Here is a 16455-nt window from a genome sequence, read left to right as displayed (position 1 = left end):
AGTTAGTTTTGCACCATTTCCGCCTTGTTCCACAGATTCTGGTTCTTTTGATTCAGGAAGTAATCATCCGGATGCCAGCAGCGCGGTAATAATGGCGACGCCATCCGCTCTTCAAAGTTGTACACCAGCTTACGCAAAATATCGAGCAAGCGCTCTTCCGGCACGATTTCGAGTTTCCGACGCGCCTGTGGGAAGTATAAATTGTTGTCCGGACTTACCACGCAACCCCGGGCCGACGCCTGATAGGTCAGGCTGTAGGTAACAATCCGGCAGATCGCTTTTCGAAAATCCGCTGGATAGAGCCCGGTGACAATGGCGTACTCATAGCGCTCCATATCATTACCATCCGAGTCTTTCGGGATATAGGTAATTCCATAGCCTTGTGGAAACATGCCGACGATACGCAGAAAAGCCGCCACCGCATTTTTACTCAGTTTGCCCTGCTCTGCGGTTTTTTCCAGTAACAGCGCCGCTTTCGGCAAATCTTCGTAGTTATAGCTCTGCCGGGTAGATAAAATCATACCGGTATAAATCTGTGGGATACGCAGAATACTGCCCATTACATCCTGCGGTCTGACCGCCTGTTTCAGCAGTAACTGGATCAATTCACGCTTTTCAATTTCGCCCTGGACAAAACGGTCGCGCTCCTCTTTACTACGTCCCAAATAGCGCCCTGTGGTTAAGGCATCCTGTACATAGTTCAGCGCCTCAGTATAACTGGTTTGCAAAAAAGTGTTGCGCTCTTCGGCATCCAATTCCCTGAATTCATCATAGGAGCCGTCCGGGCCTTTTAAGATCGCCTGACAGCTTGGGTGACAACGCCCGATATCCTGCAACAAGGCAGCCATCAGCACGGGCACGTGTACATCGTCACGGTAAGGGTGGTATTCCGTTTCATCGTTATAAGGAATGGCTTTACCTTCCTCATAACGCTCGAGAATAAAGGGGTGGTCAATCAGGCCATCAATCACCAGCCGGTCTAACAGGCGTAAACTTAATACCGCTTTGTACAGATGGCGGGCTTTCTGATTTTCTTTGGCAATATTGCGCCCACGGGTTGGACAGATTAATTGAATGGTGCCGAGCATCTTGGCGGAGTAGCTGTTGGTATCGCTAAAGCTCTCGCCCTGACAAATCGATAAGATATCACGGCACAGTAAGAACAATTCGTTGTAACGCAGAAACCGGCTTTCCTCCAGGTCCTCACTAAAGGTTTTATGTTGATCTTCGGCCTGCTTCAAATTGCGGGCGATCGCTGCCTGGTCACCTTTTCTAGCTTGTTGATGGCGATTCTCAAATAAAAATAACTGTTGCTCTAATTCCGCTGACTTCTGATCGCGCTGTGTTTTTTCGGCGAACCATTGTATCGCCTGCTCGTAGAGTGAATCCTGTAACGGGCTTTGGTTGTATATCCGCTCAACCAGCCGTTGAATGACTTTGGCATAAGCCGCTTTTCCAAAACTTGGTGGCATCCTGACGTCTTTCCTCAGCTTAATTCCATAGTGGCTCGATAGAACCGGGTTACTCGATAAAACTCACAACTAACTTACCCACAGTCTGATTACTGGCAAGCAACTGATGTGCTTGCTCCAACTGCTCCGGTTTATATACGCCCGTTAGCACCGGTTTGATCTTTCCTTCAGCCAGCATGGCAGCAAAATCAGTGCTAAATAAGTGAGTTAACTGCGCTTTATAGGCTGCGCTACGATTGCGTAGCGTTGAGCATAGCAGCTGGCCACGTTTTTTAAACAACAAACTCAGGTCAAACTCGGGTATTTTTCGCCCTCCCATCATCGCATAGATAATAATTTTGCCATCCATCGCCAATAACGTCGCTTCGGCATTTAGATAACTGCCTGCGACCGGGTCCAGGATCAAGTCGACCCCTTCTGGCCAGGCTGAGCTTAGTGTTTGGCCAAAATCCTGCTGCCGGTAATTGATACAGAGATCGGCGCCTAACTGCCGACACAACATCGCTTTTTCATCGGTACCCACGGTCACGGCAACCTGCAAACCGCGGGCTTTTGCCAATTGGATTGAGCTGGTGCCAACTCCACTGGCACCGGCGTGGATCAACACCCGTTGTCCGGCATCAGCTGCGCCGAGCATAAACAATAGCTGATAGGCGGTAAGAAAAGTTTCAGCGGTAGCGGCCGCCTGCTCGAATGTCCAGCCCCGGGGGACAGGCATAGCTTGCGCCGCCGGGATCCGGACATACTCGGCGTAACCACCGCCATTCACCAGGCCAAACACCTGTTGCCCAAGCCAGCCGGCTAAGCTCTGATCTGCGACTGCTACTACGGTACCTGCCGCTTCTAGTCCCAACACCGGGCTGTCTGCAGCCGGCGGCGGATATAGTCCCTGGCGCTGCATTAAATCAGCCCGGTTAATACCAAAGGCCGCAACCTTGAGTAACAACTCGCCTCCAGCCAGTTGCGGCAGCGCACTGGGTTGCCAGCTTAAGCTGCTGTGTTTACCCGGCTCAACAACAGTTACCGCTTGCATGCTGGCGGGAAGTTTGTGCGCCATACGATTCCTATATTGGCTACGCAGCGAAAGCGGCGGCCGATTGCCGATTTTGCTTTAGCTTTCGCTGTGTCTTCTCTAAAATGCGGTCTTTAGTCTAGCATAGCGACCTACCAGATATGAATAATAGCAGCATACCGGCGGTGATCCTGGCCGAGGGCCGTGAAAAAGCCCTTAACCGCAAACACCCGTGGATTTTCTCTAACGCCATTGCCAAAGTGCATAACACGCCGAATCGTGGCGATACCGTTGCTGTCGTCAGTAGTAAGGGCGAATGGCTGGCCTGGGCCGCTTACTCACCTGCATCGCAAATTCGCGCGCGGATTTGGAGCTTTCAACAACACGAACAAATCGATCAGGCGTTTTTTAAACAACGTCTTCAGCGCGCCTGGCAACTGCGGCAGAGCCTGTTTAATACTGAAGAGACGAATGGGCTACGGGTCGTGGCGGCTGAATCGGATGGTCTGCCGGGTATCACTATTGATAAATATCAGGATGTGTTGGTAGTGCAGCTACTCTCTGCCGGTGCCGATGCCAAACGTAAACAACTGGTCGCTGCTCTGCTGGAGGTGTTCCCGGAGCACAGTATTTACGAGCGCTCCGATGTCGATGTGCGCAAAAAAGAAGGCCTGCCGCTGGTAACCGGCTGGCGACATTTACCACGTGACAGTGGTGAGGTGTTGATTAAAGAGCACGGTATGACCTTGGTCGTTGATGTAGTTAACGGCCATAAAACCGGTTTTTATCTGGATCAGCGGGTAAACCGGGCGGCGCTGCGCCGTTTTGCTAAAGATGCCAACATCTTAAATTGCTTTAGTTACACCGGCACCTTTGCCGTTGCCGCGCTGATGGGCGGTGCTAAGCATGTGACTAATGTGGATTTATCCGATTTGGCACTAGAAGTCGCGGTGCGCAATGTTGAACTTAATCAGTTAGATGTAAGTAAACTGAGCAATCAAAAGGCGGATGTGTTTAAACTGCTGCGCCAGTATCAGGAGCAAGGCAAAACCTTTGATATCGTGGTGCTAGACCCGCCGAAATTTGCCGACAACAAAGCTCAGCTTAATAGCGCCTGTCGTGGCTATAAGGATATTAACCGGGTGGCGATGCAACTGGTTAAACCCGGCGGTCTGTTGTTCACTTTTTCTTGCTCAGGGTTAATGGAAGAAAGTTTATTCCAGAAAGTGGTCGCCGATGCGGCACTGGATGCGAAGCGGGATTGCTTGTTTATTGAACGCTTACAGCAAGATAGCGACCATCCGGTCGCCAGTTTCTACCCCGAAGGCTATTATCTGAAAGGTTTGATCTGCAAAATCTATTAAGTTATCGCAGGATGACTGCCGCTGTGGCCGTCATTCCGCTGCTTAAGCCTAATTCAACTCCAGAAACGCCAGCCCAAGCTGATAGCAGTCTTCATTTTCCTGACTGCAGCGCATCACCTTAGCGGTGGCATCTAAGGGTGCCACGCTGGCATCCGGCGATTCTAAACGTACGCGGATTAAGGTGCCCATCTCCAGCGGTTCATCGACTTCTACGGCCATACCTGAGGCGCTAAGATCACGGCACACCCCGTCTATTACCCGGGCGGCCTCCGGGTCGTTGATCATCAATTTAACTTCAGCATTAACCATCATACGGTAAAAATGGCGGTGATCATTCCTCTGTGGCATATACAACTCCTTCGCTACGCTTTGCATCATCTTAGCAAGCTGTGGCAACGACGCAAGTTTATTATTTAAGCTCCTGCACCACATGCAAAATACGCTTTACCGAAATCGGATAAGGGGTACCCAACTGCTGCGCATGCTGTGATACTTTGAGCTCTTCCAGCATCCAGCGGATCTGACTGACCTGCTCCGGAATGGCCTGCCCGGCATATTTACCAAGTAAATTCTGATAGGCCTGTTCAGCCTTTTGATACTCGTGCATCAATAAACGGTCGCGGTTCGGATCGACCGGGAGCTTTTCCAGCCGCTTTAACATCGCCTGCAGATAGCGCTTCAGATCATCCAGCCTTGCTGCACCATGTTGACTAACAAAGCCTTTAAAAATCAGCTGCTCTAACTGCTGTTTAATATCGGCCTGCGCTTGAAAGTGTGCCAGATCCACCTTACCTTTTAAGCGTTTTTGAATATCGTGATAGACCGTTAAAATTTGTTCCACCTGCAATGCGATCTGCCGTACCCGCTCATTCAGCTCAGCACGTAACGTTTCGCGTAACCGCTCAAAGGCCGCTTTGTCCTGCACCGGTAACTGCTGGCGGATCAAGGCATCCGTTGCGGCGGCGATACAATCATCGATCAGCTCCAGCACCTTACCAAAGGGATTAAAATACAGGCCCAGCTTGGCTTTGTTCGGTAACGACTCCTGCAGATATTTTACCGGTGAGGGCACATTCAGCAGCACTAAGCGGCGTAAACCCTTAATATGCTCCTGCTCTGCCCGCAGTGGATTATCCATAAGCTTAATAGCAACACTCTGACCGGCGTCCACCAGCGCCGGAAAGGCTTTAATTTCAAAACCGGCCTGTAGCTTAATGTATTCTTTGGGCAGCTCGCCAAAGCTCCATTCAGTCAGTTGCTCTTGCTCAATGCCCTGCTCAGCCACTTCACTCAGACTTTGCTGCACTGCGCCCTGTAATTGCTGTTTCAGTAACGCCAGAGAGCGTCCCTGCGCTACCAGCTTACGCTCATCGACAATTTTAAAATTTATTTTTAGATGCGCCGGCAGCTCTGTTAACTGCCAGGCATCGTCGGGGATAGTTATGCCTGACATGCGCTTTAACTTGCTGCTAATAGCCGTCAGCAGTGGCTCGCTAAAAGGCGTCAGGCTTTGCATTAACGCATCGGCATAATTCGGCGCCGGGACAAAGTTGCGCCGGTATTGCTTAGGCAGCGATTTAATCAGCGCCACTAATAGCTCATGGCGCAGCGCCGGGATCTGCCAGTCAAACCCCTGCTCTTCGACCTGGTTTAATAGTGCCAGTGGGATCAATACACTGACGCCATCATCCGGCTCACCGGGAGCAAAATGATACTCCAGCGGCAGCGTTAAGTTGCCCTGGCGCCAGCTTTCCGGGAAGCGCTCAGCACTAATATCAGAGGCATCGCGCTGATACAGCAGCTCTGGGTCGAAATTCAGTAACTCAGGCTGCGTCTGGCGCGCTTTTTTCCACCATTTGCTAAAGTCGATACGGTTATTCGCCCACTGCGGTATACGTTCGGCGTAAAACGCGGCCAGCGCATCTTCGTCTACCAGGATATCGCGGCGGCGGGATTTTTCTTCCAGCTCCTGCACCTTGCTGATTTGTTGCTGGTTATAAGTTAAAAAGGCTTCGTTTAAGCCCAGTTCGCCATTGACCAGGGCTTCGCGGATAAACAGCTGGTGTGATACTGCCTCGTCAATCCGGCTATACAGCACCGGTCTTTTACCAACAATAATCACGCCATACAGCGCGACCTGTTCGTAAGCCACCACAGCGCCTTTTTTCTTTTCCCAATGCGGTTCACTGTAGCTACGAGTAACCAGATGCGCCGCCAGCGGCTCAATCCACTCCGGTTCAATTTTCGCTACCGTACGCGCATACAAGCGGCTGGTTTCAACCCATTCGGCCGCCATAATCCATTTCGGTTTACGCTTAAACAGATGGCTGCCGGGAAACACATAAAAGCGGGTTTGTCGTGGCCCAAGATAGTCGGCATCGCTGTCTTTACTGCCGATTTGCCCCAGCAAGCCGGTTAAGATCGCGCTGTGAATAGCCTGATAGCCTGGCGGATTGGCGTTAAAGCTAAGCTGTTGCTCCTGCGCGACCTGAGTTAGCTGCGCCACCAGATCCTGCCACTCCCGTACCCGTAAATAATTTAGCAGCTCTTGCTTACACAGCCGGCGAAACTGGTTGTTACTCAGCGCATCCTGCTGTTGTTGCAGGTAATCCCAAAGCTTTAGCCAGCTGCTAAAATCAGAATCCTGATCCGCAAAGCGGCCATGCAGCTCATCGGCTTTTTGTTGCTTATCCAGCGGCCGCTCGCGCGGATCCTGAATGGATAAGGCAGCAACAATCACCAATACTTGCTGTAAGGCGCCCTGCTCGCTGGCCGCCAGCACCATCCTTGCCAGCCTGGGGTCTATTGGTAAACGCGCCAGCGTTTTGCCCAATGGCGTTAAACTGAGCTGTTGCTTGCTACGTTGCTGTGGGATCGCCCCCAGCTCTTCCAGCAACTTGATGCCGTCGTTAACAAAGCGGCTGTCTGGTTTTTGCAAAAATGGAAAGGCTTCGATATCACCCAGTCCCAGTGCCAGCATCTGCATAATGACTGATGCCAGATTAGTGCGCAGAATTTCCGGATCGGTAAACTCCGGCCGGCCTAAAAAGTCCTCTTCGCTGTAAAGCCGGATACAAATACCAGCCGCGACCCGGCCACAGCGGCCTTTGCGCTGATTGGCACTGGCCTGACTAACGGCTTCAATCGGCAGTTGCTGTACCTTGGAGCGATAACTGTATCGTGAAATGCGCGCTGTGCCCGGATCGATCACATAGCGAATACCCGGCACGGTAAGCGAGGTTTCGGCGACGTTGGTCGATAAAATAATCCGCCGCCCGGCATGCGTTTGAAAGATGCGGTTTTGCTCTGCTGCACTTAAGCGTGCATACAAGGGTAGCACTTCGGTATGTGGCAACTTAAGTTTTTCCAGCGCATCGGCGGTATCACGAATTTCCCGCTCACCGTTTAAGAAAATCAAAATATCGCCCGGCGGCTCACGATACAGCTCTTCTACCGCGTCAAAAATACCCTGCAGCTGGTCGCCATCTTTATCATCCTGCTCGGTAAAGGGCCGGTAACGCACTTCAACCGGATAGGTGCGGCCTGAAACTTCAATAATGGGCGCATCGAAAAAATGCCGCGAAAAACGCTCAGGATCGATGGTAGCCGAGGTAATAATCAGCTTCAGATCCGGCCGACGTGGTAATAACTGCTTTAAGTAACCCAGCAGAAAGTCGATATTCAGACTGCGCTCGTGCGCTTCATCGATAATGATGGTGTCGTATTGATTTAAAAAGCGGTCTTGCTGCATCTCGGTTAGCAAGATACCGTCTGTCATCAATTTGACCAGCGTTTGTTGATTAGTATGATCACCAAAGCGAATTTTATAACCAATTTGCTGGCCAACCTGACATTGCAGCTCTTCAGCCAGGCGGGCACAAACACTGCGCGCCGCCAAACGCCTGGGCTGAGTATGGCCAATAGTGCCTGCCACGCCCCGCCCCAGCTCCAGACAGATTTTCGGAATTTGCGTGGTTTTACCAGAGCCGGTTTCGCCGGCAATAATCACCACCTGATGCGCGGCAATAGCGGCTTTAATTTCATCTTTTTTCGCCACCACCGGCAGCTCAGCCGGATAGCTTAACTTCGGCATGGCAGAGAGCCTGGCAGCACGTAGCGCAGAGGACTGGGCGATTTGCGCTTCAAGTTTGCTCAGTTGCGCCGCAGCTTGCTCTGGTGGCAGCTGTTTTAGCTGGGCCAGTTTACGACGCAGCCGGAATTGATCTTGCAGCAGACACTGACCGATTTGGGCCGACAAGGTGGAGACAGTGGATGGTGTTTCGACAGACAAGTTAGCGCCCTCAGCTTTCAGAGGGCGCAATGCTATCAAGTTAGGGGTTAGGAGTGCAACGCTACTGCAGCCATAGCGCCAGCTTTCTTAAGTCCTGCTCCGCTTTGCCGCTGGCCAGCTTTACGCTAACCCGCTTTGCTATAGTGCGAGTGTAATTCTTTATCGATGGCGCCTAACACATCAGAGCGGGTAATAATCCCCAGTAGATGACCGTTATCATCAACCACCGGATACAGCTTGGGTTTGGCTTTTAACATAGTTTGTGCCAAATCGATAATGCCGTCGTACTCTTTTACCGTCAGCACCTCGGTCCGCATCACATCACTGACCCGCGCGGCCTGCTGGTCATGATAAGTCGACATCAGCATCCGTGCCAGGCAATCCTGCTCCGAGATAAAACCTATAATTTTGCGCTGCGCATCAATCACCGGGCCTCCGGTTTGCCGGCCTTTGATTAATCTGTCCACTGCCATCTCCACTGGCATATCAGCATCAAAGGTCACCGGGTGGCGATTCATATAATCGGCAACTTTTAGTAAGTCCATGCGTCCCCCTTATCTTCTTAATACCAAGCGCAGTTGCTGCAATCCTGTTACACCGGACTTCCCGCAACCGCTTAGTTAAGATTAGACGATGAAACGCCGCTTTGCCTGCTATTCAGACGTTATTCGGCTTGAAAAATCTCAACTTTAAGTGGTGTCGTATCGCCCAGCATCGCCCGGTACATACCTTCGGTATTAAAGGCCCAACTTAAGCGCCCTTGTGGATCCACTACTATGACACCACCGGTGCCACCGACCGTAGCCAGCTCAGCCATCACTTCCGTCGCCGCCGCAGTGGCCGTTTTGCCTTGATATTTCACTCTGGCACAGATATCGGAGGCCACCTGATAACGGATAAAATACTCACCATGGCCGGTGGCGGAGACCGCACAACTTTGGTTGTCGGCAAAATTTCCGGCACCGATTACCGGCGCATCGCCAATCCGGCCATAGCGTTTGGCGGTCATGCCACCGGTTGAGGTCGCAGCGGCCAGATTACCGGCCTTATCAATCGCCACAGCACCAACGGTGCCCATACGCCAGGCTGGGTCAAAAGGAATGGCAGCCTGATGTGGCTGTGGTTGCAGCGCTTGTTTCGCGCGTTTTAATGCCTCATAGCGAAATTCGGTATTGTAATAGCTGTTAGGTACCCGCTCCAGCTCAAGGGTATCAGCAAAGGCCTCAGCGCCGGCACCGGCGAGCATCACATGCTCGGATCGCTCCATCACTGCCCGCGCCAGTAAGATCGGATTTTTGATGGTACTAACACCGGCAACGGCGCCGGCTTGCCGGTCTTGCCCCTGCATAATAGAGGCATCCAGCTCATGGCTTTCATCATAGGTATAAACCGCGCCCTTGCCGGCATTAAACAGCGGCGAGTCTTCCAGAATCATCACGGCTCGGGTAACCGCATCAAGGCTGCTACCACCTTGTTGCAACAAAGCATAACCCTGTTCCGCGGCATGCTTTAAGGTTGCCTCATAGGCCTGGCGCTGGGTATCGGTAAGCTGAGCTTTGTTGATGGTACCGGCACCACCGTGGATCACAATACCGGATGGTGCAGCAGCAAAAGACAAAGCAGGAACGAGACAAAGCGCAGCTAACAGAGATTGGTATTTCATGATTCGACTCCGGATATAAAAAGGTTGCTGAATGTTGTAAGACATTATCAGACGCAGAGCAACTTATTCCGGCTGATGGTACTTTTATTGCGTTGGATCAAGGAGCCGCTGCAGCAGCGCGTTAGACTAGGGCCTGTTGTTATACGTACTGCGTAAACCTGACGCTTGGCGCCCCTCTCTGTGGCGCCTTTTTTTCATTGTTTCTTTTCCACGCTGCTGATGCTAAGGTTTGGTTTTAAGTTAACAAGCCGATCCCTGCCTATGTTATTGCGTCAAATCAGCCTTATCAGTTGCTTGTTTCTGGCAAGCCTAAATCTTAACGCGACAGCCAAAACGCAGCAGCTCACCGCCGCCGTGGCCAGCCCGGATCAGTATGGAGCGCAAGTGGCGGCTGAGATTTTACGCCAGGGTGGTAATGCGGTCGATGCCGCTGTTGCCACAGCCTTTACCCTGGCAGTCACCTATCCGGAGGCGGGTAATCTGGGTGGCGGTGGCTTTCTGACCTTATGGTTTAATGGCAAGGCCTATTTTCTGGATTATCGGGAAACCGCACCCGCCAGCGCGCACCGCGATATGTACCTGAACGCTGAAGGTGACGTCATTGAAAACCTCAGTTTAATTGGCCATCAGGCGTCTGGGGTGCCGGGCACGGTGATGGGCATGTGGCAATTGCATCAATTATTTGGCAGTAAGAGCTGGCCAGAACTGCTGGCACCAGCAATCCAACTGGCTGAGCAGGGCTTTATCGTGCCAGACAAAGCATATCTGTATGAAGGCGATATGCTGCAACGCTTTGCCGGTAAAACCAATTTTGTTGCTTACTTTGGCAAGATGCAGCCGGGTGAACGCTTTGTGCAAGCTGAGCTGGCCGCGACGTTAAAACGCCTGGCTGCCGAGGGCCCCAGCGACTTTTATCAGGGCAAAACCGCTGAATTGATTGTTGCCGAAATGCAGCGTGGTGGTGGCTTGATCTCAATGGACGATCTGGCTGCCTATCAAGCAGTCTGGCGTACCCCTCTGGTAACGCGCTGGCGTGACCGGCAGCTTATCACCGCACCGCCCCCCAGTTCAGGCGGAATTGCCTTACAGCAGTTACTGACGCTCAAAGAGCTCAATCAACAACATTTTCAAGATGTTGCACACAACTCCGCCCAGTATGTACACCTGATGGCTGAGATTGCGAAACGGGTATTTGCCGATCGGGCCGACTATCTGGGCGATCCGGCCTTTACCGAGGTGCCCACCCAAAAACTGCTGGCACCTGACTATCTGGCCCGGCGGGCTCAGGAGATCAATCCCAGGACAATATCGGCCACTGAGACCATTAAACCAGGGCTGGAATCAGAACAAACCACGCACTTTTCGATTGTTGATCATGCCGGTAATGCCGTCTCCAATACCTACACCCTGAATCTGGATTATGGCAGTGGTGTGGTAGTCAGCGGTGCTGGTTTTCTATTGAATAACGAAATGGATGACTTTTCTGCCAAGCCTGGCGTGCCTAATGCTTTTGGCGTGGTCGGCAGCGATGCTAACGCCATAGCACCGGGTAAACGTATGCTGTCTTCGATGACACCGACTATAGTGTTAAAAGATAATCAACCGGAGCTGGTGATCGGTACGCCGGGTGGCTCGACGATTTTTACCAGTATTTTTCAGGTGATGAATAATTTGTATGACTTTAACATGACAGCAGAACAGGCTGTGGCCGCGCCCCGCTTTCATCACCAGCTGCTGCCAAAAGATCAGATCCGGATGGAAAGTGTGCAAGCTCTGGCTGAACCGGTACAAGCTGAATTGACCGCCCGCGGTTATTCGTTGCATACGCCAAACTGGGACTTAGGCGATATCCAACTGATCCTGCTGAATCCGGATGGCACACAAGCAGTGTCCGATCCGCGTGGCCGCGGCGCGACAAGGCTTATCGCCGCGCCGCCTAGCCAGCCATAACGGTCGCCCTATGCATTATCTTTATTTCAGTTTGTTGTTGGTTACCACTTTGCTTTGGCAAAACAAGGCCATGGCTGATACCGCCAGTCTGCGGTTTTGCTATGAAGATAAACCGCTGTTACCCTTTTATAATGGCCACGGTGACCTGCCAGCGCCACAGCCTGGCGCCGCTATCGAGCATCTGCAAGCAGTAGCAAAGGCTACTAACATCGAGCTAGTTCTGATCCGCCAACCTTGGCTACGCTGCCTGGCACAACTGGAAGCCAATCAGGTCGATGCGCTGGTAGCGGAATATGCCAGCGAGCGCGACCACTATATGCAGGCGCCACGACGCCCTGATGGTCAACCCGATGAGAGTCTGGCCATGAGTAGCTTTAGCCTGTGTCTGACTTATCATCAACAGGGTTTGCTACCGGAGAAACTGAGTCAACAGCGCGAGTTTGCCCTGGCCCGCCCACTTGGCTACCGCCCCTTGCCGATGCCCGGCCCCCATATTGAGGTATCTGCCGATTCAATTAGCCATGCGCTGGAATTAGTCAGCTCAGGACGCGTGGACGCCACCACAGTGCTCTGTGAGTTGAACGGCATCACTGTCGAGCCCGCCGAGCTACTGTTGCGACCGCTGCTGATCTACCCGACACCGGTGTACCACTCGGTTGGTTATTTGATGTTCAGTAAGGCCTTTTATCAGCAAAATCCGGAACTTGCTGTCAGGATCTGGCAACAGGTGGTGCAACAGCGGGATACCAACCGGTATCTGGATTATTTAACGCAGCCACAGCAATAGCCGCTGTACTAAAGCATTATTGCCAGACGTGACACAGCAACTAAGCTGGTAGCGTATTTCCTTTGGAGTGACTATGCGCCCTTTTATTCCCAGTGTTTTCAGTACTGCCATGCTGTGCAGTGTCGCGGCTCAGGCGGCCGCTCTTCCCGATTTGCAGGCGATCCCGGAGCTTAAGCTGGCGCCGTCGCTGACGGTGTCGGGGTTATCATCCGGCGGCTATATGGCAGCACAGTTTCATCTGGCGTTTGCCCCTGAGGTATCCGGCGCAGCCATCCTGGCGGCAGGCCCGGTGTACTGTGCGCGTAATGATTTACGTCAGGCCTTGGCGCACTGTATGAATCAGGCAACCGCAGCACCGGATCTACAGGCGATAAATGCTTACCTTGAGCAACAGCAACAAGCCGGCAAGCTGGCAGCGCCGGCAGCGCTGGTAAATAGCAGGGTCTGGATCTTTAGCGGGAGTGCCGACAGCACCGTGTTGCCGCAAGTCAGCGCCGCCCTGTACCAACAATATCAGCAATGGCTGCCGGCTGAGCAGCTGGTATGGGTTAACGACCAGCCCTTTGCCCATCATTTTCCGACGGCTAAAAGCGGTTTAACCGACTGTAATAAATCCGAGGCACCCTTTGTTGCCAGCTGTGAGTATGACGCTGCTGGCAAATTGCTATCCCATCTGCTTGGCGAGCTACAGAACGCCGCCAGTAACGCCAGTGGCACCTTGCTAAAATTTGATCAGCACCAGCTGGCCAGTGCTGCCCGCGGCCAATTAGCACAGTATGGTTATCTGTATGTGCCAACGGCCTGTGCCTCGGGTAACAACTGTCGCTTGCACGTCAGTTTTCATGGTTGCCGTCAGGACGCCAGCCAGGTGGGTGATGCCTTTATCCGGCATACCGGCTTGAACGAATATGCCGATAGCAATCAGCTGGTGATCCTGTATCCACAGGTTGAGAAAAGTGCGATGTCGCCCTTTAACCCGAATGGCTGTTGGGATTGGTGGGGCTATAGTGGCGAGGATTACGCGACTAATGCCGGCGCGCAAATAAAAGCGGTAAAACAGTTAGTGGATGCCCTGCAACAGCGCCACTAGTGCTGTTGCAGTTTACTAATGTCACTTTAGCTTGCCGGTGTTACCTCATCGGCTGTATTTTCATCAGCACTGTGCTGCAGCAGTTGCTCCAGACAGTGCTGACGGACTCCATAAAACTGCTTTAAGGCGGCAATCTGTGCCAGGATCGGCGCTCGGGGTTTTGGTTTTTGTCGCCGGGTCGCCAGGATCATTTTATTTTTACTGGTATGCTCCAGTGAAATAAATTCAAACACCTTAGTATCATAACCATAGGCCTCCAGCAGCAGTGCGCGCAGACTGTCGGTCAGCATCTCAGCCTCCTGACCCAAATGAATACCATGCTGTAACATCGGTGACAGTACTGCGGGTAGCTGCACCTGTGGCCGGATCTCCTTGTGGCAACACGGTGAACACATAATAATTTCGGCGCCGGTGCGAATACCCATATGGATAGCATAATCGGTGGCGGTATCGCAGGCGTGCAGCGCCACCATCACATTAATGCCCTGCGCTTTAAAATGCTTTACATCGCCTTGGGCAAACCGGATGCCATCGAGCTGCAACTGAGTCGCAGTGTTATTACACAGGTCAACCAGCGACTGTCTGAGCTCCACCCCTGTTACCTGCGCCGCGATGCCGGCGCTATGCCGGAAATAGTCATGCATCGCAAAGGTCAGATACGCCTTACCTGAACCAAAATCCGCCACATGCAGCTCGGCGCGTTCTAACAAGCCGGTGTCTTTTACTGCGCCGGAGAGAATTTCAATAAACTTATTGATCTGCTTCCACTTATTCGACATCGACGGAATGATCTCACCACGGCTATCGGTGACGCCTAACGCCGTTAAGAATGGCCGGCTTTGTTCAACGTAGCGTTGCTTGGCTCTGTTATGACTCTCGATTTTGGCCGTTTGTGCCTGTTGCTTAGTGGCCAGCAGATACTTGCCTTTTTTACTTTTCGTCAGTTGCGCGCTATGCCGGGTACTTTGCAGATTAGCTTGCGCAAACTCTGTCAGCAGGCCGTCCAGCACAGTCGCTGCCTGCGCTGCCGGGTAGTTCTTAGTCACATGGTTAGTTTGATATTGATACAGAAATTTCAGCTGCCAGCTGTCCTTTAACTGTACCGGTGTAACCTCCAGCCGCTGTAATGCTGGCTCCGTGCCCTGGTATTTGCTTAACACCAGCTTGACCAGCTGCTGTTGTTGCAGACTGTCGTTTAACAGCGCGGTAAAACTTAGCCAGGCGGCCTGATGTTCAGCCAACAGTGTTCTCCTAAAAATCGGTGCTATAAAACCGGGGCCATCAGATGCGCGGCGCGCGATACTGCGCGCAGCCACCACGGCCGTTCAATAATTTCCGTCAGGCTCATTTGCCGGGAACGCTGAAAATCAGCAACAAACATGGTCGCAACCTCAGCATTAAACGCCTCATCTAACAGCAGCGCAGTAATTTCAAAGTTCAGCCGGAACGAGCGGTTATCCAGGTTGACGGTGCCAATAGCGCTGAGCTGCTGATCGACCAAAAAACTCTTCGCATGTAAAAAGCCCTGCTGATAACGATAGATTTTAACACCCGCATCCAGCAAAGGGCCAATAAAGGCGTAGGCCGCCTGAGTAACCAGCAGATTATCAGTGCGCTCCGGGATCAGGATCCGGACATCCACCCCGCGCAGCGCTGCCAGCTTCAGTGCCGCCAGGGTCCCCTCGTCAGGTACAAAATACGGACTGGCGATCCAAATCCGCTCGCGCGCACTATGCAGCGCATGTTGAATCAGTAAGCTGGCAGTTTCAAAGCGATCAGCTGGTCCGGATGGCAAAATCAGCACCGGGATATCACCATCAGCAGCTGCTTCTGCCTGCCAGTAAAGCGCCGGGATGGTTTCGGCGGTCCAATACCAATCTTCGACAAAAGACAATTGCAGTGCCAGCACGCCGGGACCAGTGAGTTTTAAATGGGTATCCCGCCACTGGCCGTAACGCGGGACCTGCCCTAAGTATTCATCACCGACATTAAAACCGCCCAACCAGCCCTGTTTACCATCGGCAATCACGATTTTACGGTGATTGCGAAAATTCAGCTGAAACCGATTGCCCGCGCCCTTGGTGGAATGAAAAGGTCGTACTGCGACACCGGCATCGGTCATTGCACGTAAATAGCTTTGCGGTAAGCGATAACTACCGATTTCATCATATAAAAAGTATACCTGCACGCCCTGACGGGCTTTTTCAATCAGCAGTTGCTGTAACTGCCGACCGAGCTGATCATCACGCACAATATAGAACTGCACCAGCACATACTGCTGTGCCTGGCGAATACCGTCAAAGATACTGGCAAAGGTTTGCTCGCCATCGATTAGCAGTTGCGCGCTGTTACCGCGTAAAAACGGCATCTTGGCCAGGCGTTCAACTGCTTGCAAACTGCCGCGATCGCGAATGCTGTGTAATACAAAATCCTCAACCCCGGATGCTTTTAACTGGTGCTTGTTAAACAGCTCATGCTCGGTTTCCTGACGCGAGATCACATAGCCCTGAAAACGACTGCGGCCAAAGATCCAATAAGCAGGCACTGCCGCATAGGGAAAGGTATTGAGGGAAATAATCCAGGCGATGCTGCCCTGAGCGGTGCGCGACGACATCAGGGCATCCAGCGACGATAAGGCACCTGAAAGGTGGAATAAGGCTAACAGCAACAGCAAAAAGCGGCGCCTTTTACTAAGGCCGCCCACCCGCCTGCCATCAACCAATGGCTGCCGGGCAAAGGCTTGCTGTAACAGAGATTTGATTTTTAACATGCGGTAACAGCCAGCTCAGAGCGGCCTAACACTGTGTCTGCAGTTGAGTATGTGAC

At 52.3% G+C, this 16455-nt stretch carries 12 protein-coding genes; 4 read left to right on the top strand and 8 right to left on the bottom strand.

Annotated elements, in window-relative coordinates:
• Positions 1-2 precede the first annotated feature (2 nt).
• Both A9165_RS04735 and A9165_RS04730 read right to left on the bottom strand, forming a co-directional pair.
• Positions 3-1472: a hypothetical protein gene (locus A9165_RS04735; RefSeq protein ID WP_065955091.1), complete on the bottom strand. Its 1470-nt coding sequence runs from the start codon at positions 1470-1472 to the stop codon at positions 3-5.
• 49 nt (positions 1473-1521) lie between these two features.
• Complete coding sequence (locus A9165_RS04730; RefSeq protein ID WP_083216224.1) at positions 1522-2529, bottom strand: NAD(P)H-quinone oxidoreductase; 1008 nt, start codon at positions 2527-2529, stop codon at positions 1522-1524.
• Positions 2530-2645: 116 nt separating this feature from the next.
• On the opposite strand from A9165_RS04730, the gene A9165_RS04725 reads away from it, so the two are divergent.
• The gene (locus tag A9165_RS04725) at positions 2646-3848 is read left to right on the top strand and encodes a class I SAM-dependent rRNA methyltransferase (RefSeq protein ID WP_065955090.1); all 1203 of its coding nucleotides are present in this window, start codon (positions 2646-2648) and stop codon (positions 3846-3848) included.
• Between the two features lie 48 nt (positions 3849-3896).
• Here A9165_RS04725 and A9165_RS04720 read toward each other — a convergent pair whose 3' ends face one another.
• From A9165_RS04720 to A9165_RS04705, 4 genes are all read right to left on the bottom strand, one after another.
• Positions 3897-4196: a PilZ domain-containing protein gene (locus A9165_RS04720; protein WP_065955089.1), complete on the bottom strand. Its 300-nt coding sequence runs from the start codon at positions 4194-4196 to the stop codon at positions 3897-3899.
• A 61-nt stretch (positions 4197-4257) separates the two neighbouring features.
• Entirely contained in the window at positions 4258-8139 is a 3882-nt protein-coding gene (hrpA, locus tag A9165_RS04715) for an ATP-dependent RNA helicase HrpA (RefSeq protein ID WP_065955105.1), read from the bottom strand.
• Positions 8140-8264: 125 nt separating this feature from the next.
• Positions 8265-8684, bottom strand: a complete 420-nt coding sequence (locus A9165_RS04710) for a CBS domain-containing protein (RefSeq protein WP_008983623.1) — start codon at positions 8682-8684, stop codon at positions 8265-8267.
• Between the two features lie 119 nt (positions 8685-8803).
• Positions 8804-9802 carry an isoaspartyl peptidase/L-asparaginase family protein gene (locus A9165_RS04705; RefSeq protein ID WP_065955088.1) on the bottom strand — a complete coding sequence of 333 codons (999 nt, stop codon included), beginning with the start codon at positions 9800-9802 and terminating at the stop codon, positions 8804-8806.
• 261 nt (positions 9803-10063) lie between these two features.
• Here A9165_RS04705 and ggt point away from each other — a divergent pair, with 261 nt between their 5' ends.
• The 3 genes from ggt (at position 10064) to A9165_RS04690 (ending at position 13629) form a co-directional block, all read left to right on the top strand.
• Positions 10064-11752: a gamma-glutamyltransferase gene (gene ggt / locus A9165_RS04700; RefSeq protein ID WP_065955087.1), complete on the top strand. Its 1689-nt coding sequence runs from the start codon at positions 10064-10066 to the stop codon at positions 11750-11752.
• A gap of 10 nt (positions 11753-11762) precedes the next feature.
• Positions 11763-12539, top strand: a complete 777-nt coding sequence (locus A9165_RS04695; RefSeq protein WP_065955086.1) for an amino acid ABC transporter — start codon at positions 11763-11765, stop codon at positions 12537-12539.
• A gap of 73 nt (positions 12540-12612) precedes the next feature.
• Positions 12613-13629 (top strand): PHB depolymerase family esterase, encoded by a 1017-nt coding sequence (locus A9165_RS04690; protein WP_065955085.1) that lies wholly within the window; start codon positions 12613-12615, stop codon positions 13627-13629.
• A gap of 26 nt (positions 13630-13655) precedes the next feature.
• Here the strand turns inward: A9165_RS04690 and A9165_RS04685 are convergent, their stop codons facing one another.
• Together A9165_RS04685 and cls are read right to left on the bottom strand one after the other, a co-directional pair.
• Positions 13656-14870: an SAM-dependent methyltransferase gene (locus A9165_RS04685; RefSeq protein WP_065955084.1), complete on the bottom strand. Its 1215-nt coding sequence runs from the start codon at positions 14868-14870 to the stop codon at positions 13656-13658.
• 23 nt (positions 14871-14893) lie between these two features.
• On the bottom strand, positions 14894-16399 hold the full coding sequence (cls, locus tag A9165_RS04680; protein WP_083216223.1) for a cardiolipin synthase: 1506 nt from the start codon (positions 16397-16399) through the stop codon (positions 14894-14896).
• Positions 16400-16455 lie beyond the last annotated feature (56 nt).

Source organism: Alishewanella sp. HH-ZS (assembly GCF_001704375.1).
Classification (GTDB): domain Bacteria; phylum Pseudomonadota; class Gammaproteobacteria; order Enterobacterales; family Alteromonadaceae; genus Alishewanella; species Alishewanella aestuarii.
This window is presented reverse-complemented; position numbering and strand designations above follow the sequence as displayed.